The following is a 26201-nucleotide window of genomic DNA, read 5'->3' as shown; positions in this document are numbered from 1 at the left end:
TGGGGCCTTTTTTCGTATTGGAGAGGCGAGAGCACAAGCATTTGATTTCTCGGTGGTGACCAAGGCATCCTAGGCGAGCGGGGAGAGAAGGAGCGCACCGATGATTACCGAAGCGCAATACAAGGACTATATCGCGGATTTCAACGGGGCATGCGCCGGAACCGGCATGACCCACTCAGAGTTCTACGACAAATGGTATGAGCCTGGTGCGGTATTCGAATATATCCCGAAGGCCAAGGTCAACAGAGGCAAAGAGTCAGCCGTTGCCTTTTGGACTGGCGTGTCGGAGATCATGTCAGAGACGATCCAACCGCATATCCATTTTGTCACCACACCAACCCTGATCGCGACCGAGGCCCCGATTGATTTCCGCTGCAAGCAGGATCTGGAATGGGTGGGCGTGCAGCACAAGGCGGGCACATCGTTTCGCCTGATGATGTGCGCCTTTTATGAAGTGAGCGAGAATGACAGGTTCAGATATGTGCGGGTCTATTCGATCTATCACCCGCATTATCAGGTCGGCTAGCACCCGGCCGGGCCGGGTGCGCGTTTAGGGTCTCAGACACCGACCTCGACGATCGCCTGCGCCAGGATCGGCACAGTCTGGGCGTTTAGACCCGCGATGTTCATTCGGCTGTCACCGACCATGTAGGTGCCATGGTCAACCCGAAGTTTTTCGACCAGTTCCGGCGCTGCTCCGATCCGCGAGAACATGCCGCGATGCTGCGCGACAAACCCGAACCGGTCCGAACCGGACAGGCGTTGCAACTCGTCTGCCAGTTGCTGGCGCAGGCCCAGCATCGACAGGCGAACCTCTTCCAGCTCTTGCTGCCAGTCGGCGCGCAGGGCGGCATCATTCAGAATCGTGGTCACTACCCGCGCCCCGTGATCGGGTGGGAAGGAATAGTTCTGACGGTTCAGGAAGGCCAGCGTCGACTGGTTCAGCCCGACCTGACCCGCGTTCTGAGAGATCGCCATCAGCAGACCGGTGCGTTCGCGATAGACCCCGAAATTCTTGGAACAGCTTGCCGCAATCAGGCATTCGCTGACCGATGAGGCCACCAGCCGCGTGGCGGCGGCGTCTTCCTCCAGCCCGTCGCCGAACCCCTGATAGGCGATGTCGATCATTGCCACCAGACCCTGTTCGTTGATCAGGTTCACCACTTCCTGCCATTGTACAAGGTTCAGGTTCGCGCCGGTCGGGTTATGGCAACAGCCATGCAGCAGCACCACGTCACCTTGCCGCGCCTGTCTGAGATCCTCGATCATGCCGCCGAAATCGACACCGCGCGATTCGGCGTCGAAGTAGCGATAGGGCACCATCTCGATTCCCAGATAGTTCAGGATCGAGATATGGTTGGGCCAAGTCGGGTTCGAGACGAAAATCCGCGCCGAGGGATTGGCCATGCGGACCAATTCAAACGCCTGACGGCAGGCGCCGGTACCGCCCGGCGTGGCGACGGCAGCGATGTTCTCGCGCGGCACCGCGCCGTTCAGGATCAGGTTGATCATCGCATCCGAAAAGGCCGGGTCGCCGGCAAGGCCGATATAGGCCTTGGATTGCTGTTCTTCCCAGACTTTCTGTTCCGCCGCCTTGACCGCACGCATCACCGGGGTGACGCCCTCGGCGTTCTTGTAGACGCCAACACCCATATCGATTTTCTGGTCGCGCGGGTCTTCGCGATACATCTGCATCAACGCCAGAATCTTGTCGGCGGGCTGTGGCTTGAGATTTTCGAACATCAGGATTCTCCGGTTGCGACGGGCAGGGTGGGGAAGGCGCCCCATTCGGCCCAGGAGCCGTCATAAAGGGAATGGTCGGACTTGCCGATCCGCTCCAGTGCAAGCGACAGGATGGCGGCGGTCACACCGGACCCGCAGGTGGTGATTGCGGGTTTCTTGAGGTCCACTCCGGCAGCTTCAAAAATGGCGCGGCAGGCCTCGGGCGATTTCATCGTGCCATCCTTGTTGAGAAGGCTGGTATACGGCACATTGCGCGATCCCGGAATATGGCCTGACCGCAGCCCCTCGCGCGGTTCGGGATCACTTCCCGCAAAGCGGCCCGGCGACCGGGCGTCGATGATCTCGTGATCGCGCAGCTTGGCGGCGGCTGAGACCTGGGTCACATCCCGGATCAGCTGGTTCTGCACCCGCACGGTCATGTGCCGGTCGCGGACCACGGGGGGCAGATCCTCGATCTCGCGCCCCTCGGCCTGCCATTTGAGAAAGCCGCCATCCAGCACGGCGACGTTCATCTGGCCCATCAGCCGGAACAGCCACCAGACCCGGGCGGCGGACATCAGCCCCGCGCCATCATAGATCACGACCTGGTGGCCATCGCCGACGCCCATAGCCCGCAGGCGGGACATGAACTTTTCCACTGGCGGAGTCATATGAGGCAGATCGGATCGCCGGTCGGAAATGTCGTCGATATCGAAAAACCGCGCACCGGGGATATGGGCCTCTTGGTACTCGGCCAGGGCATCGCGGGCCTGCTGCGGCAGATACCAGGAGCCATCCAGCACCCGCAGGTCGGGATCCTTGAGATGCGCCGCCAACCAGTTGGTGGATACCAGAGTTTTCGGATCGTCCTGCATCAGAGCCTCCGCTGTTATCGCAAATTGGGCTTATACAAGCGGCTACCCTCACGCAAGGCGTGATCAGCCATGATCCTTGAGCAATCGCTGCTTCTGGCGCGACCAATCGCGTTTCGCCTGGGTTTCACGCTTGTCATGGGTTTTCTTACCCTTGGCGACGCCGATTTTCAGCTTTGCGATGCCCTTGTGGTTAAAATAGAGCACCAGCGGCACCAGCGTCATGCCCTTGCGCTGGGTCGCGTTCCACAGATTGGACAGCTCTTTGCGTGAGACCAACAGCTTGCGCCGCCGCCGCTCCTCATGCTTGAAGGATTTGGCCTGCTCATAGGGCGCGATGTAAGAGTTCACCAGCCACAGCTCACCCTCTTCTACGGCGGCATAGCTTTCGGCGATGTTCGACCCACCTACGCGCAGCGATTTGACCTCGGAGCCTTCCAGGATCATGCCGCATTCGATGTCGTCATCGATCGCGTAATCATACCGCGCCCGCCGGTTCTCGGCGATTACCTTGTAATTGGGGTTTGTTTTCTCTTTGGCCATGGGGGGCAGATTTAGGCGTGCTTTTCACCGGGTGCAAGCGATGTCGCATCTGGCACCGATTCGGCACGCTCAGGTCGCAAACCGGCAAGCGGCGGCTGTTTTGGCCTGAAAGTCTGGAGCCATGACCTGTTTGCATATTCCAAAACGACTCGATCGCCGCGCGACCGGCAGTGATCTGGTCGCCTGACGCACGCTTCGGCCGGATGGCCGGTAAACGCGACGGATGACGGCAAGATTTGGAATCACAGATGACACTTCCCCCGAGGCTGCGGCTGGCCATTGATATCGGTGGTACCTTCACCGACACCGTTCTGGTGTCAGGACATGACAGGATCGCAGGTTCCACCAAGACCCTGACCACCCATGAAAACCCAGCGCTTGGCGCGATGGAGGGCGCGAGGCACGTGCTGGCGCAGGCCGGTCACGGTTTGGGTGAGATTGACGGTTTTGTCCACGGCACCACGCTGGCCACCAACGCACTGATCGAAAAGAGCGGTGCGCGGGTTGCCACCATCACCACCGAAGGGTTTCGGGACATCCTGGAAATCGCCTATGAGCGCCGCTATGCGCAATACGACCTGAGCCTTGAGAAGCCCGATTTTCTGGTCCCCCGCGACCGTGCGTTCACCATTCCCGAACGGATGTCAGTCGACGGTCAGGTGTTGCGCCCGCTGGACGAAACCGCCTTCGCACCGTTGCTTGAACAACTCGACGCCTGCAGAGCCGAGGCGGTCGCGATCTGCCTGCTGCATTCCTACGCCAACCCCGCTCATGAGCTTTGCTTGCGGGACAGCCTGCTTGCGGCCCGCCCCGGTCTGACCGTGTCGATCTCGTCCGAGGTCAGCCCGGAGGCGCGCGAATTCGAACGCCTGAGCACCACCGTGGCCAATGCCTTTATCCAGCCTCTGATGGAGTCTTATCTGGACCGATTTCAGGATCTGTTCCGGGCCGAAGGGCTGATATGCCCGATCCTGATGATGACGGCGGGTGGCGGCATGTGCACGCTGGACACCGCCGCGCGCTTTCCGATCCGGCTGGTCGAATCCGGTCCGGCCGGGGGCGCGATACTGGCCGCGCATATCGCGGCGCAGGCTGGGCTGGATCACGTCCTGTCGCTGGATGTGGGCGGCACCACGGCCAAGCTATGTCTGATCGACAAGGCGCAGCCGCAGACCTCACGCCGGTTCGAGATCGCGCGCGCGGCGCGCTTCATCAAGGGCTCGGGGATGCCGGTGCGCATTCCGGTGATCGAGATGATCGAGATCGGTGCCGGGGGCGGTTCGATCGCCAGTGTCGACCGGTTGGGGCGGCTGACGGTTGGCCCAAAGAGCGCCGGGTCAGAGCCGGGTCCGGCAGCGTTCGGGTGCGGCGGCACCGCGCCGACGGTCACCGATGCCGATATCGAGCTGGGGTTCCTGCGACCCGAGGGGTTTGCCGATGGACGGATACGGATCGACGCGCAGGCTGCGCATGTCGCGCTGAGCGACCAGATCGGCGCGCCGCTCGACCTGTCGGCAGCCGAGGCGGCGGATGGGGTCAGTCGGATCGTTCAGGAAAGCATGGCCTCGGCGGCGCGGATGCATGCGGTGGAATCCGGCAAGGATCTGGGCAGCCGCACGCTGATCGCCTTTGGTGGCAACGGGCCGCTGCATGCCAGTCGGCTGGCGAGATCAGCGGGGGTCGCGCGCATCCTGATCCCGCCCAATCCCGGCGTCGGGTCGGCTGTCGGGTTCCTGTTTGCCCCGGTCTCATTCGAGATCGTTCGGTCCCGCTACGCGCGTCTGGGCACGTTGCCCGTTGCGCAGATCAACGCCCTGTTCGATCAGATGCTGGGTGAGGCCGAAGCGGTGGTTGCCCAGGGCGCGGGCGATGCCGAAAGGCTGACAAGGCGCAGCGCGTTCATGCGCTATGCCGGACAGGGCCATGAGATCGAGATCCCCTTGCCCGGTCACCCCCTGACCCAGTCGGATCTGCCCCGCCTCATCGAGGCGTTCGAGGTCGAGTATCGCAGCCAGTTCTCCAGACCGGTTCCGGGGATGGAGATCGAGATCTTGAACTGGTCGCTCAGGGTGTCGACGCAAAGCGCGCCCGTGAGTCAGCAAGCCGAAAATCTCTGCATTAGATCCTATTTTTCCGCTCAAACGACCCCAATTATCTGCGATGTGGATGGGACGCCCAAGCAGGCCGATCTGGTCAAACGCAAAACGCTGCAACCCGGAGACCAGATACAAGGCCCGGCGCTGATCACTGAGCCGCAAAGCACCACACTGGTGTCCAGCGATTTCACGGCGCAGGTCGATGCGATGGGCAATCTGGTGCTTACCCGCCACGCCATAGGAGGTGCCGAATGACAACCGCTCTCTCTCCTGCCCGGTTACAAGTCATGTGGAACCGCCTTCTGGCCGTGGTCGAAGAACAGGGGCAGACCCTGATCCGAGCGGCCTTCAGCCCGATCGTGCGCGAATGCGGTGATATCTCGGCGGGGCTGTTTGATGCGCAGGGCCGGATGTTGGCTCAGGCGGTCACCGGAACGCCGGGTCATATCAACACCATGGCCGAGGCGGTGAAGCACTTGATGCGGCGTTTTCCCACGGCGCAGATGCAACAAGGCGACATCTACATGACCAATGATCCCTGGCTCGCCTCGGGGCATCTGAATGATTTCCTTCTGCTGATGCCCGCCTTCCGGCAGGACCGGGTGGTGGGCTTCACCGCCTGCACCTCGCATCTGGTTGATCTGGGCGGGTTGGGCATGGGGCCGGGGGGGTCTGATATCTACGACGAGGGCCTGCTTATCCCGCCCTGCAAGCTGGTCTCGCAGGGCGCGCTGAACGAAGGACTGATAGAGATCATCCGCGCCAATTGCCGCGAACCCATCGCCAACGAAGGCGACATCTATGCCTTGATCGCCTGCTGCGAGGCGGGTGCCGGGCGTCTTGTCGAAACGATGACGGAGTTCGGCCTCGACGACCTTGAGGCGCTGGCCACCTACATCATCGACACCTCTCGGCGTGGCACGTTGGAGGCCATCGCCGCCGTGCCGAACGGAGTCTATCGCAACATGCTGCGAACGGACGGATACGAGGCCGAGCTGGAGTTGCACGCAGCCCTCACAGTCTCTAACAAAAACATTCACGTGGATTTCACCGGCACTTCGGGATGCTCCAGCAAGGGCATCAATGTGCCGCTCAACTATGCGACGGCCTATACGGTCTTTGCGCTGCGCTGCATTGTTGGGCCGGATATTCCCAACAATGCGGGGTCTTTGGAACCGTTCACCGTAGATGGCCCTGCCGGGTGCATCCTGAACGCGCAGCACCCCGCGCCGGTGGCGATGCGGCACACGTTGGGTCAACTGATGCCGGATCTGGTGTTTGGCTGCTTGCATCATGCGCTGCCCGATCTGGTGCCCGCCGAAGGGGCCTCGTGCATGTTCGATCTGCCGATGCGCCACGCGCCCGAAGTGCTGCGGGAAGGCGGGCGCGGTTTTGCCATCGAGCCTGTGCACAATGGCGGCACCGGCGCACGGCCTTATGCGGATGGCCTTTCGGCCACCGCCTACCCGTCGGGCGTCTTCGGCTCGCAGGTCGAGATCACCGAAGCGGTCGCCCCTGTCACCGTCTGGCGGCGTGAGCTGCGGCCCGATTCCGGCGGCGCGGGCACTTATCGGGGCGGACTGGGACAGCGGATCGAGATGTCCTCGGCCAATGGCGCGCCGTTTCTGGTCTTCCTGTCGGTCGAGCGTCTGAAGCACCCGGCCCTCGGGCGGGCAGGTGGCGCGCCGGGCGCACCGGGTCGCATCCGGCTGCGCGGCGCGGCCGAGGACCTGCCTGGCAAGTGCGAGTTGCGGGTTGGGTCCGAGGATCAGTTGATCTTCGAAACACCGGGCGGCGGCGGATTTGGCCCGCCCGATTTGCGCGACGCGGACGCCATTGCGCGTGATCTCAAGCGCGGGCTTGTCACCGAAGCTGGCGTGATGCGCGACTATAAAGGGGGGTAAACCATGATCCGTCCTGTTCAACATGTAGCGACGATGGCACCTTATGCGCTTGCTGATCTTGGCGGCGATCTTATCTCGATGGCGCAGAATGAAAGTGCCTTTCCGCCCAGCCCAAAGGCGCTGGTCGCCGCACACGAGGAGGCGTCGCAAGCAAGGCTCTACCCCGATCCCGACTGGAGCGATCTACGGCAGGCAATTTCCGAAAAGCACGTGTTAGACCCTAATATGATCCTATGTGGCGCAGGATCGATGGAGTTGATCGGCTGCCTCATCCGCGCCTATTCAGGCCCCGGACGCGTAGTTCTGGGCAGCGCGTACAGCTATGCCTTTGTGGCCACCGCCAGTTTGCAGGCGCAGGCGCCCTACCGGCAGCTGCCGGAGCCCGGTCTGACCGTGTCTGTCGACGCGATCCTCGACAATGTGACCCCTGATCTGGCGGTGGTCTTTCTGTGCAATCCGGGGAACCCCACCGGCACCATGGTGCCAAACGCCGACATCCTGCGCCTGCGCGAGGATCTGCCCAGCGACGTGTTGCTTGTCATTGATCAGGCTTATGCCGAGTTTTGCGATGCCGCACAGGGCCCTTCCGAGATTTTCGCGCTTGCCGGGCGAGGCGATACCGTCGTCTTGCGCACGTTTTCCAAGGCTTATGCGCTTGCAGGTGCGCGGGTTGGCTGGGGCTGTTTCCCACCCGCAATTGCGGGCGAGGTGCGCAAGCTGCTCAATCCCAACAACATCCCGACCGCCTCGCAGAGCATGGCGGCGGCGGCGATGCGCGATCAGGACCATATGCGCAGGATCGTCGCCAGGACCGGGCACATTCGCGATGCATTCTCGGAGAGCTGCCGCGCAATTGGCATCGACGTGCTGCCTAGCAATACGAATTTCGTGCTGCTCCGCTTTGACAGCGCAGACCGGGCGGCGCGGGTCGATCGGGCGCTGCGGCGCTCGGGCCTGCTGATGCGGGGCATGGCGGGATATGGCCTGCCCGACTGCCTGCGCGCCACGATCTGTGACGCACCGGTCATGGAGCGCGCGACCGCTGTCCTGAAGGAGGCGTTATCATGATGGCTGACACTCGCGGGCTGCCTCGGATCGGCGTGCTGGTGCCCTTTACAAATACCAATCTTGAACCTGACCTGATGCGGATGCGTGTGCCTGGCACAACGCTGCATTTTCAACGGATGGGCGGGTATGATGTGGACGAGATACCAGGAGCGGACCAGATGGCTGGTCTGGGGGCCTCTGACATCAGTCATGATCTGCGGATGATCGCCGGGGTACGGCCCGACATCGTGCTGTATGGCTGTACCAGCGCGACGCTCACCCATGGGCCGGAATTCGACACTAACCTGGCCGAAAACATCTCGGATATGTGTGGTGCCCGGTGCGTCACCGCCGCAGGGGCGCTGGTGGCAGCGCTTCAGGCGCTAGGCGTCAGGCAGGTGGGATTCTCATCGCCCTATTTGGGCGAGATCAACCGGCAGGCGGCGCGGTTTCTGCAGAGCCAGGGGATTGAGACCGTGGGCTGTGCCGATATCAGTCGGGAGCTTGGAAATTACGGGCAAGGAGAGTTGCAGCCCGATGAGATCCACGACCTCGCCTGCCGGGCCGACCACGAACAGGCCGAGGCGATCGTCCTGTCTTGTACCGACATGCGGTCGGTCGAGGTGGTCGAGCGGGTCGAAGCGGCGCTGGGCAAACCGGTGGTCACGTCCAATCAGGCGATGATGTTCTGCCTGATGCGGGCATTGAACCTACCCCGGCATTCCATGCTGCCGGGGCGCTTGTTCGATTGCTTGTAAATCCAGCGCCGAGCGATCAGACGGACCCCTGATATTCACCCCGCGCCGGGTAATTGTTGGCGATCGCGAAATCCAACGCGCCCACAAGCTCTGAGAAATGCGGCCGCACAAATGGCATGGTCTGAACCGAGCCGTAGTAGAGGGATTGCTCAGGCGTCACCATGAACAGACCCGGCTCGGAAAACAGCGCGGGTTCCTCGATCCCGATCGACGTCTTGCCACGTGAGGTCGAGATATAGAGCCCCCATTCCCGCGCCTTTTCCAACGACAGGTCATAGCCAAACCGCAGCTTGCTCGATTTGATCTTGTCGGCCATCTCGCGGGTGCGCCTTTCGCCGTCTGAACTGAGCGCCAAAGTCTTCACGCCACGTTCGGCGAAGTCGTCGACGCGCTTTTCCAACTCGGTCAGGTAGGTGGCGCAAAGCGGGCAGTGCAGGCCGCGATAAAAGCAGATCACGGTCCCCTTTTCCGACCCATCCGTGGCCAGATCGAATTCGCCATGATCCAGCGTGGGCACCGTCAGGTCGGGGGTTTTCTGGCGCGGCATCAGCATATTGGTGTCTCCTGTGAGTGGGGCTTGCCGATAGGGATACCTCAAGTTAGTATCATAAAAATAGCAAAAACCTGATCCAAACCCCGAAACCTAATCCGAGCTCCTAATAATGGACCGTCTTTCCGCCCTTATGTCGCGTTTTTCACTCTCCGTGCGTCATTGCGCGGTAGTACAGGCAAATCTTGTGATTGTAGGGGATGCGCAACCTGACTACCTGATCTACGGCGCAAGTGGTCAGATGGCCTTGTTAGAGGCTGATAGGCACGCGGTTCTGCTATCTGCACGGGTCTCCTGGGGCGGGTCCCAGAACCCGCTGCTGGCGGCACTGCCGCCCGAGATCCGGCAAGACCTGATCAATGACCCCGAGATGCGTGCGGTCGTGGATCTGCTGCTTGTCGAACAGGCCGCCGCCCGTTGCGGGTCGGCATCGGTACTGAATCGGCTGGGCGAGGTACTGCTGGTTCGGCTGATGCGGCGCCAGATCGAGCAGGGTCAGATGCAGGTGGGGCTGCTGGGCGGTCTGGCCGACCCCAGGCTCAGCCGCGCCATCGTGGCCATGCACCACCGACCCGGACAGGACTGGCGGGTGGATCTGCTGGCACAGGAGGCGGGCCTGTCGGTCAGCCGTTTTGCCGAACTTTTCCGTCAGGCGATGGGCGTTACGCCGTTGGCCTATCTGCGGAAATGGCGACTGACCCTTGCGCGGCAGGATATCGAACGGGGCGATCGGGTGCAGCGGGTCGCGAACCGCTATTGTTACGGTTCGCCCGAGGCATTGAGCCGTGCCATCTCGCAGGAATATGGACAGACCCCGACCCAGATCAGGAAAGCCGCTGCCGCCGAGGATCAGGCCGTCCCGGCCTTCTGAGCGGGTGGCAATCCGGTCTTGGCGCCGCACCTACGTAGTGCCATATCGGCTCATCATCATGTCAACGGTGTTGTCCACGACGCGGGCCATTTGCGTCTGGTTGAGGATATCGCCGCCCAGGATCACCGGCCAGAAGGCTTTGGATTTGAGCAACGCGATGAACTGTTCGGCGGCTTCTTCGGGTTCGTCCACGTTGAGATGACCGTCGCGGCTCGCATCCCGTAGCATCTCGGTAAAGACCCGCTTCGAATCAATCTTGCCTTGTACCGTGACGGCCAATTGCGGATTGCGCAGGTTTTCGCTGACGACCAGCTTGGCAATGGCCATCACCTCGGGCGAGGTCAGTAGGTGGCCCTCGGCCCAGGCGAGATCGGTCAACTGCTCGCGGATATCGCGGCTCGGATCATAGGCCATGCTCAGTGCATCGGCGAATTTCTCATAAAGGATCCGGACGATCGACTGGTACAGCTTTTCCTTGCTTTCGAAATACTTGTAGACCGTCCGCTTGGACACTCCGGCGCGCGCGGTGATGCGATCCATGCTGGCAGCGGCAAAGCCCTTTTCCTGGAACTCGGCCACGGCGGCATCGATGATCTGCGCTTGCTTGGACGCATTTGTGGTGTCGCAGGTGGTCATGGCATCCACCTATAGAGCCTGGACTCTGGGCTGGTCAAATCTAAGTGTAAACTATCGAGTTTACACTCGCAGATGACAGAAGTATGGTAAACCTGCCAGTTTACCCCGTTTCGGGCAACAAGCGTGAACAGGAGACCCCCCATGGCAATGACGTTGAAACTGAACGGCGCGACGCGAGATGTCGACGCCGAACCGGGCACCCCTCTGCTGTGGGTGATCCGCGATGAACTGAAGCTGACCGGCACCAAATTTGGCTGTGGCGTCGCCTCTTGCGGGGCCTGCACAGTGCATCTGGATGGTGAGCCGGTCCGGTCCTGCCAGACCTATGTCGAGGATGTCGAAGGGGCCGAGATTACCACAATCGAGGGTTTGAACAGCGATGTCTCGACCGCCGTACAGCAGGCCTGGACCGAGCTTGATGTGGTGCAATGCGGCTATTGCCAGTCGGGTCAGATCATGTCGGCGGTTGGCTTGTTGACTGAGAACGCCCAGCCCACGGTCGAAGAGATCGACAGCTATATGGATGGCAATGCCTGTCGCTGCGCCACCTATCAACGCATCCGCGCCGCGATCCAGCGCGCTTCCCAGATAATGGAGGCCTGATATGACCCTAAACACGTCACGCCGAGGGTTCCTCAAAGGTGCCGCCGCCACTGCCGCCGTGCTGTATGTGGGCGCGCGCCCCGATGGGGCGATTGCCGCCGCAAACGCCGAGGGGGCGATGCTGAACCCCTTCGTCAAGATAAGCTCCGACGGGACCGTCACCGCGATCATCAAGCATTTCGAAAAGGGCCAGGGTCCGGCAACCGGCCTGACCACCCTGATCGCCGAGGAAATGGGCGTTCCAATCGAAGATGTCGCGTATGAGTTCGCGCCGTCGGACGCCGGAATCTACAACAACCTGCTCTTTGGTCCGTTCCAGGGCACGGGCGGGTCCACCGCCATGGCGAACTCGTTCATGCAATATCGGCAGGCTGGTGCCGCCGCGCGGGACATGCTGCTGCAAGCCGCCGCAAATGCGTGGAATGTCGAAATGGTCGAGCTGTCGCTGGAGGATGGCATCATCAAAGGGGCCGGGCACGAAGCGCATTTGGCTGAATTTGTCGGGACGGCGGCGCAGATCGCAGCACCGGCAGAGCCGCGCCTGAAAGACCCATCCGAGTTCAAGCTGATCGGCAATGAAGCTGTCCGGCGAAAGGATACGCCGCCCAAGATCAACGGCACCGCGACATATGCGATGGACCTGCATCTGGACAACCAGATGATTGCCTTGATCGCCCATAGCCCGCGCATGGGCGGGCTGGTTGCCGGTTTTGACGATAGTGACGCCAAAGGAATCAAGGGCTTCATCCGGGCGACGGAACTGCCCAACAAGGCCGGCGTTGCGGTGTTTGCGGAAAACACCTGGGCGGCGCTGCAGGCGCGCGAGGCGCTGGTGGTCGATTGGGATTTCTCGGCAGCCGAGGCGCGGTCCTCGGACGAGATTCGCGATCAGTTGCTTGCAGCCGTGAATGCTGATCCGGAATACAACGTGACAGGCACCGATCAGGCGCAGGTTGCCGCCAGCATTGACAGCGCGGCAACCGTGCTGGACGAGACCTTCTACTTCCCGCTGCTGGCGCATGCTCCGATGGAACCTCTGACTTGCACGATTGAAGCAACGGCGGATGGCGGTGTTCTGTTGCATGACGGGTGCCAGATGCCCACCGGCCCGCATATGGCGCTGTCCCAGATCCTGCAGCTGCCAATGGAGAAGGTGCAGATCAACACGCTGTTCGCAGGCGGCTCGTTCGGGCGGCGCGCGACGCCGACGGCGGATTATCAGGTCGAGGCGGCGCTGGCATTTGCGGTCACCGACCGCACGCGTCCGGTCAAACTGGTCTGGACGCGCGAGGATGACATCACTGGCGGCTACTACCGCCCGGCCTTTGCCCATCGCGTGCGCGTCGGGCTGGATGAGGCTGGCACCATCGTTGGCTGGGATCACCGGATCGCAGGTCAGTCGATCATGAAAGGTACTCCGTTCGAAGATTTCGCGGTGCATGACGGTGTCGATCACAGCTCGATCGAAGGCGTGCCCGATTCGCCCTACGCGATACCCGGCCAGTTTGTTGGGCTGACCGATGTAGCCAAGGCGACGACGGTACTGTGGTGGCGCTCGGTCGGGCATACCCATACGGCCTATGTGATGGAAACCATGATCGACATGGCCGCGAAGGCCGCCGGTCGCGATCCGGTCGCGTTTCGTCTGGCCTTGCTGAAAGGTGGCGAAACGGATCAGGCGCGTATTGCCGGGGTCCTGCAACTGGCCGCCGACAAGGGCGGTTGGGGCAAGGCGGCTGACGGGCGAACACAGGGCATCGCGGTGCACAAGTCCTTCGGCAGCTATGTCGCGGAACTGGTCGAGATCTCGGGCAATGCCCATGACGGCGTGCAGATCGAAAAGGTCACCTGCGCGGTCGATTGCGGCATCGCGGTGAATCCCGATGTGATCAAGGCACAGATGGAAGGCGGCATCGGCTATGGTCTGGGTCACGCCATGCGCAATGAGATCACCCTGACCGAAGGCGCGGTCGATCAATCCAACTTCCCGGATTACGAGCCGCTGCGGATCGGTGATATCGGGGCGATCGACGTGCATATCGTGCCCTCGGCCGAATCGCCCACCGGCGTGGGCGAGCCGGGAACGCCGCCCTCGGCCCCGGCGCTGGCCAACGCGATCGCGGCGACCGGGCAGCGGGTCACGTCCTTGCCGATGGTTAATAACGGCGTCAGTTTCTCCTGACCCAAATGGCGCCGCCGGGTCTACCGGCGGTGCTGCTACCCGGCTGTTCTGATGCGCAATGCAATCCCAATACCAGTTCCCACTCTTTGGATTGCGCTCTACCCGCCCAGCGAATGTCGTGAGAGCAGGCGGAACCTGCCATCCTCAGCCTCGCCCATCAGGCACAAATCCGAGATCGGGTAAGGCTGTGGAATGCAGCCCTCGAGATACCGGGTCAGCAGGGGACGTAGCCGGTCCCGTTCTTCTGGCCGCAGCGGCCCGGTCAGGGTCATGTGAAACTGGAACGCGTCCATCACGAACGGGTATCCCCACCGATCCAGTAACGCGCGTTGCTGCGGGCTCAGCCGGTCGGGATTGCGCCGCGCGCGTTCCTCGGCGCTCATGGGCACGCGCCAGCTATCGGTCGCCTCGATGATCCGCGCCGCCAGATCAGTGAGCGGCCCTGTCTCACCAATCGGGCGCAGCGCCAGGAACGGACCCAGCGCAGCCACGGACAACCCATCCAGCGTCACCGGCTGCAAGTTGTGGGCCAGTTCGTCTGTTAATTCTTGAAGTTTGGTGAGGGTCAGACACTGCGCCGGGAGGAAGGGCGGGCGCAGCGTGCCGTGAAACCCGTATTTGCGCGGCCGTGCCGTCAGCTTGCGATTCGATTCGGACAACCCGTCCAACCCGGGAAATTCTGGTGAAAGGCCCGAAACCGGGTTCCACCCGAGCCATTGGGCGGCTTTTTCGGCAAGAATTCCGTCTGGTGGTGTGTGAAATACTGCGTATCTGCGATGATTGTTCATTTCCGCCCTGATGCTGCCGATTGAATTGGTCGGTTAAGCGTTTGTAATTTAAGAAAAACTTGCCAGAGAGGTGCAAGAAATATCCCGACTTACGGGAATCCCCGTATTTTCGACCCGACCCAAAACAGGTTAACACTGTTGTCAGAGGTATCATAAGTGATGCGCCCCCAGCTCACACCTCCCCAAACAGGGACTGATCAATTACCGGTCAGTCCCTGTTGTTTTTTAGAAGGCTGTCTCAAGTGCGTCGCGCGACATCGTCTTGCAGATCCCGGCCTCACACTTCGCCCGACGCGATCACCACATCGGTTCCCCAATCGACGCAGGCCGCACGCAGCTTGGCAGAGATGGGCCTGTCAGTGACAAAACAGCCCAATTCGCCCAGCGTGGTGATCCGCGCCGGAGCGTTGCGCTGCAGTTTGGTGTGATCGGCGACCAGGATCACCTGCCGCGACTGGCGGATGATGCTGCGGCTCACGCCGACCTCGCGGATGTCGAAATCCAGTAGGTCGCCATCCTTGTCCAGCGCCGAGCAGCCGATCACCGCGAAGTCGAACTTGAACTGCTGGATGACATCGGTGGTGATGGTGCCGACCAGCCCGCCATCGGCCCGGCGCAGCGTGCCGCCGGTTACATTGACCTGACAGGCAGGGTTGGCAGCTAGGATGTTGGCCACATTCATGTTGTTGGTCACTACAAGAATGTTCTCGTGACCCAGCAATTGCGCCGCCACAGCCTCGGTCGTGGTACCGATATTGAGGAAGATCGAGCAATCATTGGGCAGCCGGGCGGCACAGGCGCGGGCAATGTCGATCTTGCCGGCGTGGTTCAGCCCGCGCCGCTCTTCATAGCCGATATTGCTGGTGCCGGACGGCAGCACCGCGCCACCATGCACCCGGTCCAGCTTGCCCGCCTCGGCCAGTTCGGTCAGGTCGCGTCTAATGGTTTGCAGCGTGACACCGAAATGCTGCGCCAGCCCGTCAACCGTGACCCGGCCGTCGCGGCGCGCGATTTCGATGATCTCGGGGTGCCGGAATGTCTGGGCCACGTCATTCTCCTGTTGCGCCAATCCGCCCGAACGATTGCAACTCTGCAAGCGGCTTGTCACCGCGTGCTATCATAGCAGGATAAGGAGGAAAGAAAAAAAGAGCCCAAACGAAAATCATTATCTTCCTTTCTATTCGGTTTTTGGGATAGAGCAGCATAGGAATGGATTCAGCCCAGGAGGCGTTGATGCCGAAGGACGGTGATACAGGCGTTTGCGATATTTTTATCATTGGTGGCGGCATCAATGGTTGCGGGATCGCGCGCGATGCGGCGGGGCGCGGCTATTCGGTGACGCTGGCCGAAATGAACGATCTGGCCTCGGCGACGTCGTCGTCCTCGACCAAACTGTTCCATGGCGGTTTGCGCTATCTGGAGTTTTTTGAGTTCCGCCTGGTACGCGAGGCGCTGATCGAACGTGAGACGCTGCTCAGCGCGATGCCGCATATCTCGTGGCCGATGCGTTTTGTGCTGCCATATCACAAGGATATGCGGTTCGAGAGCGAGACGCCGACATCGAAGCTGCTGAACCTCTTCATGCCCTGGATGAAGGGGCGTCGGCCCGCCTGGCTGATCCGCCTTGGGCTGTTCCTTTATGACCATCTGGGCGGGCGCAAGATCCTGCCGGGTACCACCACCGTCCGGCTTGGTGAGGTGCCGGAGGGTCAGCCGCTCAATCCCAAGTTCCAGAAGGCCTATGAGTATTCCGACTGCTGGGTCGAGGACGCCCGGCTGGTGGTTCTGAACGCCCGCGACGCACAGGCACGCGGCGCGCGGATCATGACTCGCACCAAGGTGCTGAGCGCGGAACGCGTCGATGATCTGTGGCAGGTGACTGTTCAGACTGCCTCGGGCGAGACCCGCACCGTGCAGACCAGAATGCTGATCAATGCCGGCGGTCCGTGGGTCGGCGATATCATTCAGAACAAGGTCCGGATCAACAGCCGCGAGGATGTCCGTCTGGTACGTGGCAGCCATATCGTGACAAAGCGGCTCTATGATCACGACAAATGCTATTTCTTTCAGGGCACTGATGGCCGGATCATCTTTGCGATCCCGTATGAGACGGATTTCACCCTGATCGGCACCACCGATGCCGAACATCACGACCCACAGGACAAGCCACGCTGCACGGAGGAGGAGCAGGCCTATCTGCTGGATTTCGCGAACCAGTATTTCAAGGCGCAGCTGAGCGATGCCGATGTGGTCTGGACCTATTCCGGCGTGCGACCGCTCTATGATGACGGGACCAGTTCGGCAACTGCGGCAACGCGGGACTATACGCTCAAGGTGGACGCCACCGGTGGCGCGCCGGTTCTGAATGTGTTCGGCGGCAAGATCACTACCTATCGGCGGCTGGCAGAATCGGCGCTGGAGAAGATCGTGGCGCAATTGCCAAACGACAAAGGCCCCTGGACCGCTGGTGTAGCCCTGCCCGGCGGGGACTTCCCGGTGGACGGCTTTGATCGGCTGGTCAGTGAACTTGAACGGGACTACCCGTTCCTCAGCCCATATCACGCGCGCCGCCTTGTCAGGGCCTATGGCACCGAGGCCGGGCCCCTGCTTGAAGATGCCCGGACCCTTGATGACCTGGGTCAGGATTTCGGCGCCACCCTGACTGAGCGGGAGGTGATCTGGATGATGACCCATGAATATGCCCACCGGGCCGAGGATGTGGCCTGGCGGCGTACAAAGCTGGGGTTGCGGATGAGCGACGTGCAGGTTGAACAGCTTGACGCATGGATGCAGCGCCGCCAGAACGATGAGGTGCCCGGCGACGCCGCATGACGCAGCGGCGCTCCGGCGAAGACCAGACAGGAGCCGGACGCCCCAATGATCGCCAGCTTGATGATGTACCGGCGCCCGGAGCTTGACGGAGCGATTGCCCGGTATTGGGGTCTGATCCGGGCCACTCTTGCCCTATCGGGTGTTACTGCTCCGCAGGTCCTGTCGCAGGAGGCTGAAGAATTCACGGTCTGGAAAGATCCAGATCTGGTTCTGAGCCAGACCTGCGGGATGCCCTATCGTCTCTGGCTGCACGACAAGGTCGAACTGGTCGGAACGCCGGATTTCGGGGTCGACGGCTGCCCGCCCGGCTATTACCGTTCTGTGCTGGTGGTGCGGGCGGACGATGCGCGCTCAGAGCTTCAAGCTTTTCAGGACGCAAGATTTGCCTATAACGAAGTCTTTTCGCAATCCGGCTATGCCGCGCCCTATTCGCATATAGTGGCGAAAGGATTCTGGTTCAAACACCGGTTACGCTCACACGGCCATCTGAATTCGGCCCGATACGTCGCCGACGGCAAGGCTGATATCGCCGCGCTGGACGCGGTGAGCTGGCGGTTGATCCGGGCCTACGAGCCCTTTGCAGAACGGCTGCGCGTGCTTGACGTGACCGAGCCAACCCCGGGCCTGCCGTTGATCACGGCAATGGGGCAACCTGTCGATACGATCTTTGACGCGGTTGCGACCGCCATAGCGCAGTTGGGCGAAACCGACCGGCAGCTTCTGGGGCTGAAAGGGATCACCCGCATCCCGCGCGAGGTTTATCTCTCCATCCCGAACCCGCCTGACCCGGACAGCGACTGAGCACCCTTACACCGGCTCACAGAGCAGCGGCAGCAGATCGGAAACGCGGCTTTCTGACCGTGTTAGGCTCAAAACACGGTCGCGGATTGCCGCCGCGCGAGTCTCGCCAAGGCAGGGCGCAGTAAAACTCATGAATTTCCCGGTGATCTCCGCTTCGGACATCGGCACTTCTACCCCGCCGCGCGCATGGGTGTCGCCCGAAAGCAGAACCCGGCCGTCGCTTGTCTCAATTTGGGCATCGGCAGTGCGATGGGTGGGGAAACGCGCATTGTGCGTGTCGGCTTCGACAACCTCGATCTTTGGCAGAATGGCGGCCACCACCGGGTCGCTCAGACCCGGTCCTGAAATTTGCGCCGTGCCGATCGTTCCGCGCACCATCTGGCTGGCAACGGCAAAGCGCAGTGAATACTGCGCCTGCGACGTTGTCTCGGGCATATCGGGGAACAGGCAGGCGGCTTCGTGGAAACTGTTGATCCGGACGCGGGCGATCTGGTCGTGGGTCAGGTCGTGGGTCTGCATGATGCTGGCGACGGCGTCTATGGCGGCATGGGCCCAACGGCAGATCGGATAGGGCTTGATATATTGCCGCTCCATTTGCCAGACTCGGCCGAGATCGTCCCAATGCAGCGCGGCACTCTCGGCCTCGACCGTGATCGCGGGGGCACCGGTGAAGCCACGTTCGGCGAGGATGGCGGCAGAGATGCCCACCATCGCACCCCAGCCGGACCCGTCATGTAGCATGGTCGGGTTGGCGATCTCGCGCATCATTTGTGAGCGGGGGCCGTGATATTCGGCGATGCCCAATGCTTGGCGCAATTGATCCGGGGAATGCCCGCGCAATCGCGCTGCAACGGCTGCAACTCCAAGGGCATTCCATGCACCCGAGGTGTGATAGTCGCTGACCGAGGCATGCAGCGCCAGTCCCGCCCGCCCGGCAATCTCGTACCCAACGGTGATCGCGGCCAGCGCCTCTGGCCCGCTGAGATCGGGCAGGTGTTGTGCCAGCGCGGCAAGTGCAGGAATGACGGCGACTCCGATATGGCCCTTGACCGGATTGAACCCGTCATGCGCGTCCAGATTGTCGGTTTGCGTTGCTGCGGCATAGGCCACGCCAGCCAGGCTGACGGAGCGCCCGTCAAACAGCATCCGGGCGGCATGGCCGGGATCGTTGCTGGCATAGAGCAGGTCGGCAATGTCGCGCGCGATCGCACCCGCCTCCATCGGGGAAGAGGCCGCGACGATGCCAAGCGTGTCTAGCGTCATCAAAGCCGCCGCCTGCAACGCGCTCTCGGGGATATCCGATCGGCTCTGTTGAAGGGTAAATGCTGCGATTCTGTCGAAACGTTCCGCCATGGTCTGCCTCCTACGATCAGCTGCGCAACCGGATGCCCTCAGGATCGAACGGGGGTACCGCAAGTCGCCGTGCCCGATGCGGTTTGCCCAGAATGAAGATGTCCACTTCGTCACCCGGACCAGCCAGCGCCGGATCGGCAAAACCGATTGCAAGGGACTGTCCCACTGAATAGCCATAAGCGCCCGATGTCACTCGCCCCACCGGGCGGCCATCGGGCAGAAAGATCGGCTCGCCGCCGCTGGCATCGGCGTCATGGACTGCGTCGACCTCGAAAACCGACAGCACCTCGCGCGGCGCGTTTTCCTTGATGCCAAGATAGGCCTCTTTGTTGAGGAAGTCCTTATCGAGCTTGACCAGACGCTCTAGCCCGACCTCTTGCGGCCAGTATTCGGGGCTGTATTCCCGACCCCAGGAGCCATAGCCCTTTTCGATGCGCAAGGACCCCAGCGCACGACCGCCGACCGGCCCGCCGCCAAAGTCGCGCGCAGCCTCCAATAGCGCGGTATAGAGCCTGATTTGATTCTCTTCGGGGCAATGCAGCTCCCACCCCAGATCGCCGGTGAAGCTGACGCGTATGGCAAGGCAGGTGACGCCCGCCACTTCGATCGTTGCCGAGCGCATGAAGCGGAAGGCGTCGTTGGACAGGTCGGTATTGGTCAGCCGCTGAAGCATGTCCCGTGCTTTTGGTCCTGCGACATTGAACCCTGCAATGCGGTTGGTCGCACGGTCCAGCGTGGTGCCCTCGGGCCGGTCCACCATATCGAAGAAGCGCTGGTGATAGCGTTCGGCCATGCCCGAGCCGACCATCATATATGCGTCGGTGTCGGTCTTTGTGATGGTGAAATCCCCCGCGATTCCGCCGCGGATGCCGATCAGCGGGGTCAGACAGGACTTACCCGTTTCGGACGGCACGCGGTTGGCCATCAGCCGGTCCAGCCAGTCCTGCGCACCCGCGCCTTTTACGATGTAGTTGGCGAAGTTCGAGATATCGATGACGCCCACAGCCTCGCGCAGCATCCTGGCCTCGCGACCCACCGGTTCCCACCAGTTCTGTCGGGTGAAGCTGTTGGTGTCGACGGTCCCCGGCTGATCCGCGAACCAAAGCGGGTGTTCCCAGCCGGAATTCAGGCCAAAGACAGCGCCCATGTCCTTTTGCATCGCATAAGCGGGGCGCATCCGTGCCGGGCGACCCGCCTCGCGTTCTTCGTTGGGGAAGTGGATGGCGAACCGGTGGGTGTATTGATCCTGCACACGGGCCTTGGTGAAGGCCTTGTCGGCCCAGTCATCGAAGCGGGCCAGGTCCCAGGCGAACATGTCATATTGCGGCTCGCCCTCGATCATCCACTGCGCGGCCAGCAACCCCAGCCCACCGGACTGCGAGAAACCGGGAATGATGCCGCCGCAGACGAAATAGTTCCTGAGTTCCGGCACCGGCCCCCAGAGTGCGTTGGCATCGGGCGACCAAATCATTGGCCCGTTGATGACGCGCTTGACACCGGCAGTGGCGGCGACCGGCACCCGCTCGGTCGCGCGCATCACGTTGTCCATGATCCGGTCCAGATCATCGGGGAACAGGTCATGGGCGAAATCCAGCGGCGTGCCCTCTTCGGCCCAGAACCGCATGTCTTTTTCATAGGCTCCGATCAGCAGTCCGTTGCCTTCCTGGCGAAAGTAATATTCACCATCGCGGTCGGCGATCGAGGGCAGTCGGCGGCCAAGCGCGGCGACCTCGTCTATCGCGTCGGTGACGAAATACTGATGCTCGGTCGGTTGCAGGGGCAGCTCCAGCCCCGCCATCGCCGCAACCTCACGCCCCCAAAGCCCGGCGGCATTCACAACCCATTGGGTATGAATATCGCCCTTTTCCGTGCGCACGATCCATGATCCGTCAGGCTGCGGATCCGTGCCTAACACGGGGCAAAACCGTTCAATTGTAGCGCCCATCTTGCGCGCGCCGGCGGCATAAGCATGGGTGACGCCCGAGGGATCGACATTGCCGCCATCGGGCTCATACATGATGCAGCGGATGTCATCGAACTGTGCCAAAGGGTGCAATTCCATTGCCTGCTCGCGGCTGAGTTCATGGAAGTTCAGGCCATAGAACCGCGCCTTGGCCTCTTGCAGACGCAGTTGATGCTCGCGTGCCTCGGTCTGTGCCAGATAGAGCGAGCCCGGCTGGAACACGCCGCAGCCCTGACCGGTTTCCTGCTCCAGCTCTTTGTAGAGATTCATCGTGTAGTGCTGGATCCGCGTGACGTTGTTGTTGTCATGCAGCCCGTGAATGCCTGCGGCCGCGTGCCAGGTGGACCCCGATGTCAGCTCGTCCCGTTCCAGCAGGACAACATCGGTCCAGCCAAGTTTTGCCAAATGATAAAGGATCGAGCAGCCGATCAGCCCGCCTCCGATCACGACGGCCTGTGCGTGGGTTTTCATCACTCGCGCGCTCCCTGCTGCTCGTGCTGGGATTCAGAAAGCCACAGGAATCGACCCGCGTATGGCCCGTTCCCGACATGTTGCGTCGGGAACGGGACCGGGTCAGCCGCAGATCGCCTTCATTGCGGCAAGGAACTGCGCCACTTCGTGTGCGCTGTTATAATGACACATGGATACGCGCACGCAGGCATTGCGCCCGAGCGGGGTCAGGATATTGCCCGAATAGTGGTCGGCCTTGCGCAAATGAGTGCGAATGCCCTGTTCGTTGAGCTTCCGAACCACCTCAACCGATTCCTCGCCATCCACCCAGAGTGAGACCAGCCCCTCGCGCGCAGGGTTGTCGATGCCGCCGATGATATGGACCCCGCCCATGTCCTTCAGGCCGGGCAAGTTGCCAGTGCCGTGGATCATCGCATCGGTCAGCGCCTTTTCCTGTGCATGGATCGCCTCACCTGCTGCCACGAAACGTGCCCGGCGATCAGTTTCGCCCGATACCTGCGTGCCGAGCCATTCGAAGTAAGACGCCAGATCCGAAAGCGTCGCGTAAGAGCCGGTGTCGCGCGTGCCCATCTCCCAATTGTCTTCCGGGCCATCGATCAGCGCATTGTGGGGTAGTTCGGTCAGCCGGTCCGAGATCCAGGCCAGCCCGTAGCCGTGGCGTGAAAATACCTTGTAGGGCGAGATCACATAACCGTCGATGTCATAGCTGTCGATGTCGATTCGGCCATGAGCGGCATGCTGGATACCGTCGACGATGATGATTGCCTCGGGTGCGATTGCCCGGATTGCCGCTGCAACCGCCGCCACATCCACGCCCATGCCGGTGACCGGCGATGTGTGGATGATCGTCGCAACGTTGGTGTCTGGTGTCACCACATGCGCATAGGCCGCGGCGGTGATTGTGCCGGTCTCGTCATCGTGCGGGACCAGCACATGGTGCTGCCCGGCGATCCCGGCCCAGCGCGCACAGGCGCTGCGGGTGGCGGGATGTTCCAGTGTAGAGCCTAATACGACGCCCTCTCCGGTGCCAAGGCAGGCATTCATGATCAGCCGAAAGAGCAACTCGGTGCCGCTTTCGCCGACAAAGAACTGCCCGCCACTGGCATTCATGAAAACCCGCATGTCGTCTTTGGCCCGCTCGATGACCCTAACCAGTTCATGGCTGCCGGGATTGTCGCGGCCCTGATTGTCGGGGATGGCCGCATAGCGGGTCGAAGTGTCGACCACCGCGTTCAGGGTCAGCGCGCCCCCGGCGTTTTCGAAAAAGACGCGGGACCCCTGATGCGGGCAGTGGTCGATCTGAGCGAACCGGGTGCGGATCTCGGTCAGAAGTTCCGGGGTGATCGACATCATGGAGGCAATCTTTCCTTGGTTGTGGTCCTGCATACCAGACCTCAGCTTTGGCCGGTTTTCCATCCCTATCGCGACTTGAAACTGTCTCTGCAGCGACGTGATCTTGAATTTGTTCTGGTTTTGTTCTATATACCTTTTGTTAAGGAACAAGGATGTCTCTTATGGTCAACGCTGCCCGTGACACCTGGTTCAATGAGCCAGGAAATGATTATCACCTACTGCCGGTGACGGATCGGCAGATGCAATTCGCAACTGCGATCGCCGCCCGCGCGGCGCTTGAAATCCCGCCCGAGGCCCGGCGTGACCGACGCCGGATGTCGGAATGGATCTCGGCCGATCAGGGGCGGGGCGCCTCGCCCTTCGACAACTACCCCAGCGGGAAACAGGTGTCTTTCGCCGAGCGTCTGTCACGACAGAAACGACGCCCGATCCCGCATGAGTGTTTCCGCGACAAGTCACTGATGTCGAACTGGATCGACCGCAACCGCTAGAGCACGATCCAAAAAGTGGGAACTGGTTTTCGGGTTAAGTTTCGCGTTCAAACAACTGAATAGAGCATCGCGCGCGATTCAGATCAGTTGTGCGATGCTTTTAGGTTCAGCCCTGGTCGTCGCGCTGATGCGTATGGGTATAAGACCCGATGGTCGCCGCCACAAAAAGGCCCAGCAGCACATATCCGGCAATCGCCTCGGTCACCGCAACGGCACGGCACAGCCCGACGGGTTGCAGGTCTCCGTACCCGACTGTGGTAAAGGTCACGTAAGAGAAATAGAGCACATCCGACGGCTTCTCGGCACCAATCACGCAAAAGTCGTCATAGCCAAACGCGCCGTAGACGGCGGCGAACAGGAACGGCACCACCTGGATGAAGGAAATCCCCATGATGATGAGCTGTCGTCGCGGGCTTTCCACAAGGACCACGTGTAGCCAGATCTGAACCAGCAGCCAGATCGCCAGCCCAATGGTGGCGACATTGCCAAAGGCGTCACCCGCCTGCCGTTCGTCGAGATGGGACAGGAAGAAAAAGGCGGCACTGCTGACGCAGACCATGGCTGCGGCCCCCAGCAAGGTCAGCCGGAATTCTTTTTCCAATATGACCATTATAGACATCACTAACCCGTTCTGTGGATTTCCCGAATGAAATCATCACGCTTAGGGGCCCGCTGTGCAAGCCCCGACCGAACCGGCTCTACGCCTGCCCCAGATGTTCTTCGCCGCGTGAATGGGCCAGCGCGATCTGTTTCTGACGCTCGCGGAACCGGGTCTTGTCCGCCTCGCTGGTCTCGTCGATGCACTGGTGGCAGGACACGCCCGCCTCGTATTCTGGCCGCGAGCGGTCCTCGGGTAGGATCGGACGGCGGCAGCCATGGCACAGCTCATGCGGCCCCTCGACCAGCCCGTGCCCGACCGAGACGCGGTTGTCGAAGACAAAGCATTCACCGTCCCAACTGCTCTGCTCTTCCGGCACCTTCTCCAGATAGCGCAGGATGCCGCCCTTGAGGTGGAACACGTCCTCGACGCCCTGGCCAAGCAGGTAATTGGTCGATTTTTCGCAGCGGATGCCGCCGGTACAGAACATCGCGACCCGTTTGTTGTGAAACCGGTCCTTGTTGGCCTGCCACCAATCGGGAAACTCGCGAAAACTGTCGGTCCTGGGATCAATCGCGCCTTCGAATGTGCCGATGGCGACCTCGTAATCGTTTCTTGTGTCAATCACCACAACATCGTCAGACCGGATGAGATCGTTCCAGTCCTCGGGCTCGACATAGTGCCCGACGCGCGCTTTTGGATCGACGTCGGGCTGGCCCATGGTGACGATCTCTTTTTTCAGGCGTACCTTCATCTTGCCAAAGGGAGGATGGTCGCTGGTCGCCTCTTTCCAGTCCAGTTCCGAGCAGCCCGGCAAGGCACGAATATGCGCCAGCACCACGTCGATGCCCGCGCGTGGCCCGGCAATGGTGCCATTGATGCCTTCGCCTGCTAGCAGCAGTGTTCCCTTCACGTGCTGCGCGCAGCACAGATCCAGCAGCGCGGGTTTCAGGGCGGCGAGGTCGGCAAAGCGGGAAAAGTGGTAAAGGGCGGCGATCGTGTACATGCGGGCGGTCCAGGTTGGTTAGGTGCCGGAAGTGAAGGATAGGGTCTGCGTCGAGCGGCGGGCGATCCGGCGGCTTCGATTTAGTCCCGTCGGGCCGCATCTGCAAGACGCCGATTGACGCGGGGCGGTGCGTTACATAGTCATTCAGAAAACGGAGGATGCCATGTCCGAAGCCCTTCTGGTCATCGATGTTCAGAACGATTTCTGCCCCGGCGGCGCGTTGGAAGTGCCCGGCGGTGATGAGGTCGTGCCCGTCATCAACCGGATGATGGAGGGGTTCGGGACTGTCCTGCTAACACAGGACTGGCACCCGGCGGGCCATTCTTCGTTCGCCAGCACGCGAGCCGGGGCCGCGCCCTATGATCTGGTCGAGATGCCCTATGGTCCCCAGGTCCTGTGGCCCGACCACTGCGTTCAGGGCTCGGCAGGTGCCGCGTTTCATGCCGATCTGCGGAGTGACGCCGATCTGATCCTGCGCAAGGGGTTCCGGCCCGCGATCGACAGCTATTCCGCCTTTTTCGAGAATGACCGCGTAACGCCGACCGGGCTGGACGGGTATCTGCGGACGCGCGGGATCACTGATCTGACGCTTGTGGGCCTCGCCACCGATTTCTGTGTGCATTACTCGGCAGTCGATGCGGCTGGGCTGGGTTATGCTGTCGCGGTGCGGATGGAGGCCTGCCGGGCTATCGATCTGGACGGGTCGATGGCAGCCGCGACTGCAGCGATGACCGACGCCGGTGTCCGCCTGCTCTGACATC

24 protein-coding genes are annotated in these 26201 nt (G+C 61.5%); 12 read left to right on the top strand and 12 right to left on the bottom strand.

The genetic code is table 11. The features are described from left to right. Positions 1-100: 100 nt before the first annotated feature. Complete coding sequence (locus tag AB1E33_RS07745; RefSeq protein WP_372576694.1) at positions 101-526, top strand: hypothetical protein; 426 nt, start codon at positions 101-103, stop codon at positions 524-526. A gap of 32 nt (positions 527-558) precedes the next feature. Here AB1E33_RS07745 and AB1E33_RS07740 read toward each other — a convergent pair whose 3' ends face one another. The 3 genes from AB1E33_RS07740 to smpB form a co-directional block, all read right to left on the bottom strand. Next, complete coding sequence (locus AB1E33_RS07740; RefSeq protein WP_372576693.1) at positions 559-1743, bottom strand: amino acid aminotransferase; 1185 nt, start codon at positions 1741-1743, stop codon at positions 559-561. Further along, on the bottom strand, positions 1743-2597 hold the full coding sequence (sseA, locus tag AB1E33_RS07735; RefSeq protein WP_372576692.1) for a 3-mercaptopyruvate sulfurtransferase: 855 nt from the start codon (positions 2595-2597) through the stop codon (positions 1743-1745). The genes AB1E33_RS07740 and sseA overlap by 1 nt, the downstream gene beginning before the upstream one ends. Positions 2598-2660: 63 nt before the next feature. Then, on the bottom strand, positions 2661-3137 hold the full coding sequence (gene smpB / locus AB1E33_RS07730) for an SsrA-binding protein SmpB (RefSeq protein WP_372576691.1): 477 nt from the start codon (positions 3135-3137) through the stop codon (positions 2661-2663). A 248-nt stretch (positions 3138-3385) separates the two neighbouring features. On the opposite strand from smpB, the gene AB1E33_RS07725 reads away from it, so the two are divergent. Genes AB1E33_RS07725 through AB1E33_RS07710 form a run of 4 tightly spaced genes read left to right on the top strand, consistent with a single transcriptional unit; the run spans position 3386 to position 8942 of the window. Next, positions 3386-5488 carry a hydantoinase/oxoprolinase family protein gene (locus tag AB1E33_RS07725; protein ID WP_372576690.1) on the top strand — a complete coding sequence of 701 codons (2103 nt, stop codon included), beginning with the start codon at positions 3386-3388 and terminating at the stop codon, positions 5486-5488. Further along, a complete protein-coding gene (locus AB1E33_RS07720) occupies positions 5485-7137 on the top strand; it encodes a hydantoinase B/oxoprolinase family protein (RefSeq protein ID WP_372576689.1) in 1653 nt (550 codons plus the stop codon). The genes AB1E33_RS07725 and AB1E33_RS07720 overlap by 4 nt, the downstream gene beginning before the upstream one ends. A gap of 3 nt (positions 7138-7140) precedes the next feature. After that, positions 7141-8205 carry a pyridoxal phosphate-dependent aminotransferase gene (locus AB1E33_RS07715; protein ID WP_372576688.1) on the top strand — a complete coding sequence of 355 codons (1065 nt, stop codon included), beginning with the start codon at positions 7141-7143 and terminating at the stop codon, positions 8203-8205. Continuing rightward, positions 8202-8942, top strand: coding sequence for a maleate cis-trans isomerase family protein (locus tag AB1E33_RS07710; RefSeq protein ID WP_372576687.1), 741 nt, complete (start codon positions 8202-8204; stop codon positions 8940-8942). Before AB1E33_RS07715 ends, AB1E33_RS07710 begins: the two co-directional genes overlap by 4 nt. 16 nt (positions 8943-8958) lie before the next feature. Here the strand turns inward: AB1E33_RS07710 and AB1E33_RS07705 are convergent, their stop codons facing one another. Beyond that, the gene (locus AB1E33_RS07705; protein WP_372576686.1) at positions 8959-9495 is read right to left on the bottom strand and encodes a peroxiredoxin-like family protein; all 537 of its coding nucleotides are present in this window, start codon (positions 9493-9495) and stop codon (positions 8959-8961) included. 109 nt (positions 9496-9604) lie between these two features. Between AB1E33_RS07705 and AB1E33_RS07700 the strand changes: the two genes are divergently transcribed. After that, the gene (locus AB1E33_RS07700) at positions 9605-10363 is read left to right on the top strand and encodes a helix-turn-helix domain-containing protein (RefSeq protein ID WP_372576685.1); all 759 of its coding nucleotides are present in this window, start codon (positions 9605-9607) and stop codon (positions 10361-10363) included. A gap of 30 nt (positions 10364-10393) precedes the next feature. Here AB1E33_RS07700 and AB1E33_RS07695 read toward each other — a convergent pair whose 3' ends face one another. Continuing rightward, entirely contained in the window at positions 10394-10999 is a 606-nt protein-coding gene (locus AB1E33_RS07695) for a TetR/AcrR family transcriptional regulator (protein ID WP_372576684.1), read from the bottom strand. 141 nt (positions 11000-11140) lie between these two features. Between AB1E33_RS07695 and AB1E33_RS07690 the strand changes: the two genes are divergently transcribed. Continuing rightward, the gene (locus AB1E33_RS07690; RefSeq protein ID WP_372576683.1) at positions 11141-11602 is read left to right on the top strand and encodes a (2Fe-2S)-binding protein; all 462 of its coding nucleotides are present in this window, start codon (positions 11141-11143) and stop codon (positions 11600-11602) included. A gap of 1 nt (position 11603) precedes the next feature. Then, positions 11604-13784, top strand: coding sequence for a xanthine dehydrogenase family protein molybdopterin-binding subunit (locus AB1E33_RS07685; RefSeq protein ID WP_372576682.1), 2181 nt, complete (start codon positions 11604-11606; stop codon positions 13782-13784). A 98-nt stretch (positions 13785-13882) separates the two neighbouring features. On the opposite strand, the gene AB1E33_RS07680 is transcribed toward AB1E33_RS07685, so the two are convergent. Both AB1E33_RS07680 and AB1E33_RS07675 read right to left on the bottom strand, forming a co-directional pair. Further along, on the bottom strand, positions 13883-14572 hold the full coding sequence (locus AB1E33_RS07680; RefSeq protein ID WP_372576681.1) for a DUF1045 domain-containing protein: 690 nt from the start codon (positions 14570-14572) through the stop codon (positions 13883-13885). Between the two features lie 277 nt (positions 14573-14849). Then, positions 14850-15620 carry a DeoR/GlpR family DNA-binding transcription regulator gene (locus AB1E33_RS07675; protein WP_372576680.1) on the bottom strand — a complete coding sequence of 257 codons (771 nt, stop codon included), beginning with the start codon at positions 15618-15620 and terminating at the stop codon, positions 14850-14852. Between the two features lie 185 nt (positions 15621-15805). On the opposite strand from AB1E33_RS07675, the gene glpD reads away from it, so the two are divergent. Both glpD and AB1E33_RS07665 read left to right on the top strand, forming a co-directional pair. Further along, on the top strand, positions 15806-17404 hold the full coding sequence (glpD, locus tag AB1E33_RS07670; RefSeq protein WP_372576679.1) for a glycerol-3-phosphate dehydrogenase: 1599 nt from the start codon (positions 15806-15808) through the stop codon (positions 17402-17404). 45 nt (positions 17405-17449) lie between these two features. Next, the gene (locus AB1E33_RS07665) at positions 17450-18205 is read left to right on the top strand and encodes a phosphate/phosphite/phosphonate ABC transporter substrate-binding protein (protein WP_372576678.1); all 756 of its coding nucleotides are present in this window, start codon (positions 17450-17452) and stop codon (positions 18203-18205) included. Between the two features lie 6 nt (positions 18206-18211). Here AB1E33_RS07665 and AB1E33_RS07660 read toward each other — a convergent pair whose 3' ends face one another. The 3 genes from AB1E33_RS07660 to AB1E33_RS07650 form a co-directional block, all read right to left on the bottom strand. After that, entirely contained in the window at positions 18212-19558 is a 1347-nt protein-coding gene (locus AB1E33_RS07660; protein WP_372576677.1) for an MmgE/PrpD family protein, read from the bottom strand. A gap of 16 nt (positions 19559-19574) precedes the next feature. Then, positions 19575-21992, bottom strand: coding sequence for a GcvT family protein (locus AB1E33_RS07655; protein WP_372577260.1), 2418 nt, complete (start codon positions 21990-21992; stop codon positions 19575-19577). Between the two features lie 102 nt (positions 21993-22094). Next, positions 22095-23345 (bottom strand): aminotransferase class V-fold PLP-dependent enzyme, encoded by a 1251-nt coding sequence (locus tag AB1E33_RS07650; protein WP_372577259.1) that lies wholly within the window; start codon positions 23343-23345, stop codon positions 22095-22097. Between the two features lie 152 nt (positions 23346-23497). Between AB1E33_RS07650 and AB1E33_RS07645 the strand changes: the two genes are divergently transcribed. Further along, positions 23498-23836, top strand: a complete 339-nt coding sequence (locus tag AB1E33_RS07645; protein WP_372576676.1) for a hypothetical protein — start codon at positions 23498-23500, stop codon at positions 23834-23836. A 106-nt stretch (positions 23837-23942) separates the two neighbouring features. Here AB1E33_RS07645 and AB1E33_RS07640 read toward each other — a convergent pair whose 3' ends face one another. Together AB1E33_RS07640 and trhO are read right to left on the bottom strand one after the other, a co-directional pair. Then, complete coding sequence (locus tag AB1E33_RS07640) at positions 23943-24455, bottom strand: ion channel (protein WP_372576675.1); 513 nt, start codon at positions 24453-24455, stop codon at positions 23943-23945. Positions 24456-24534: 79 nt separating this feature from the next. After that, positions 24535-25440 (bottom strand): oxygen-dependent tRNA uridine(34) hydroxylase TrhO, encoded by a 906-nt coding sequence (gene trhO / locus AB1E33_RS07635; RefSeq protein WP_372576674.1) that lies wholly within the window; start codon positions 25438-25440, stop codon positions 24535-24537. Between the two features lie 163 nt (positions 25441-25603). On the opposite strand from trhO, the gene pncA reads away from it, so the two are divergent. Continuing rightward, entirely contained in the window at positions 25604-26197 is a 594-nt protein-coding gene (pncA, locus tag AB1E33_RS07630) for a bifunctional nicotinamidase/pyrazinamidase (RefSeq protein ID WP_372576673.1), read from the top strand. Positions 26198-26201: the final 4 nt, after the last annotated feature.

The organism is Ruegeria hyattellae (assembly GCF_041537925.1).
Taxonomy (GTDB): Bacteria; Pseudomonadota; Alphaproteobacteria; order Rhodobacterales; family Rhodobacteraceae; genus Ruegeria_C.
This window is presented reverse-complemented; position numbering and strand designations above follow the sequence as displayed.

What these genes read in the sequence shown, in the direction of transcription:
- AB1E33_RS07725 (WP_372576690.1), top strand. Translation starts at nt 3,386, where the DNA reads ATGACACTTCCCCCGAGGCTGCGGCTGGCCATTGATATCGGTGGTACC.
- AB1E33_RS07715 (WP_372576688.1), top strand. Translation starts at nt 7,141, where the DNA reads ATGATCCGTCCTGTTCAACATGTAGCGACGATGGCACCTTATGCGCTT.
- AB1E33_RS07690 (WP_372576683.1), top strand. Translation starts at nt 11,141, where the DNA reads ATGGCAATGACGTTGAAACTGAACGGCGCGACGCGAGATGTCGACGCC.
- AB1E33_RS07695 (WP_372576684.1), bottom strand. Translation starts at nt 10,999, where the DNA reads ATGACCACCTGCGACACCACAAATGCGTCCAAGCAAGCGCAGATCATC.
- glpD (WP_372576679.1), top strand. Translation starts at nt 15,806, where the DNA reads ATGCCGAAGGACGGTGATACAGGCGTTTGCGATATTTTTATCATTGGT.
- AB1E33_RS07640 (WP_372576675.1), bottom strand. Translation starts at nt 24,455, where the DNA reads ATGTCTATAATGGTCATATTGGAAAAAGAATTCCGGCTGACCTTGCTG.
- smpB (WP_372576691.1), bottom strand. Translation starts at nt 3,137, where the DNA reads ATGGCCAAAGAGAAAACAAACCCCAATTACAAGGTAATCGCCGAGAAC.
- trhO (WP_372576674.1), bottom strand. Translation starts at nt 25,440, where the DNA reads ATGTACACGATCGCCGCCCTTTACCACTTTTCCCGCTTTGCCGACCTC.
- AB1E33_RS07705 (WP_372576686.1), bottom strand. Translation starts at nt 9,495, where the DNA reads ATGCTGATGCCGCGCCAGAAAACCCCCGACCTGACGGTGCCCACGCTG.
- sseA (WP_372576692.1), bottom strand. Translation starts at nt 2,597, where the DNA reads ATGCAGGACGATCCGAAAACTCTGGTATCCACCAACTGGTTGGCGGCG.
- pncA (WP_372576673.1), top strand. Translation starts at nt 25,604, where the DNA reads ATGTCCGAAGCCCTTCTGGTCATCGATGTTCAGAACGATTTCTGCCCC.
- AB1E33_RS07745 (WP_372576694.1), top strand. Translation starts at nt 101, where the DNA reads ATGATTACCGAAGCGCAATACAAGGACTATATCGCGGATTTCAACGGG.
- AB1E33_RS07665 (WP_372576678.1), top strand. Translation starts at nt 17,450, where the DNA reads ATGATCGCCAGCTTGATGATGTACCGGCGCCCGGAGCTTGACGGAGCG.
- AB1E33_RS07645 (WP_372576676.1), top strand. Translation starts at nt 23,498, where the DNA reads ATGTCTCTTATGGTCAACGCTGCCCGTGACACCTGGTTCAATGAGCCA.
- AB1E33_RS07710 (WP_372576687.1), top strand. Translation starts at nt 8,202, where the DNA reads ATGATGGCTGACACTCGCGGGCTGCCTCGGATCGGCGTGCTGGTGCCC.
- AB1E33_RS07660 (WP_372576677.1), bottom strand. Translation starts at nt 19,558, where the DNA reads ATGGCGGAACGTTTCGACAGAATCGCAGCATTTACCCTTCAACAGAGC.
- AB1E33_RS07720 (WP_372576689.1), top strand. Translation starts at nt 5,485, where the DNA reads ATGACAACCGCTCTCTCTCCTGCCCGGTTACAAGTCATGTGGAACCGC.
- AB1E33_RS07680 (WP_372576681.1), bottom strand. Translation starts at nt 14,572, where the DNA reads ATGAACAATCATCGCAGATACGCAGTATTTCACACACCACCAGACGGA.
- AB1E33_RS07700 (WP_372576685.1), top strand. Translation starts at nt 9,605, where the DNA reads ATGGACCGTCTTTCCGCCCTTATGTCGCGTTTTTCACTCTCCGTGCGT.
- AB1E33_RS07740 (WP_372576693.1), bottom strand. Translation starts at nt 1,743, where the DNA reads ATGTTCGAAAATCTCAAGCCACAGCCCGCCGACAAGATTCTGGCGTTG.
- AB1E33_RS07650 (WP_372577259.1), bottom strand. Translation starts at nt 23,345, where the DNA reads ATGATGTCGATCACCCCGGAACTTCTGACCGAGATCCGCACCCGGTTC.
- AB1E33_RS07655 (WP_372577260.1), bottom strand. Translation starts at nt 21,992, where the DNA reads ATGAAAACCCACGCACAGGCCGTCGTGATCGGAGGCGGGCTGATCGGC.
- AB1E33_RS07685 (WP_372576682.1), top strand. Translation starts at nt 11,604, where the DNA reads ATGACCCTAAACACGTCACGCCGAGGGTTCCTCAAAGGTGCCGCCGCC.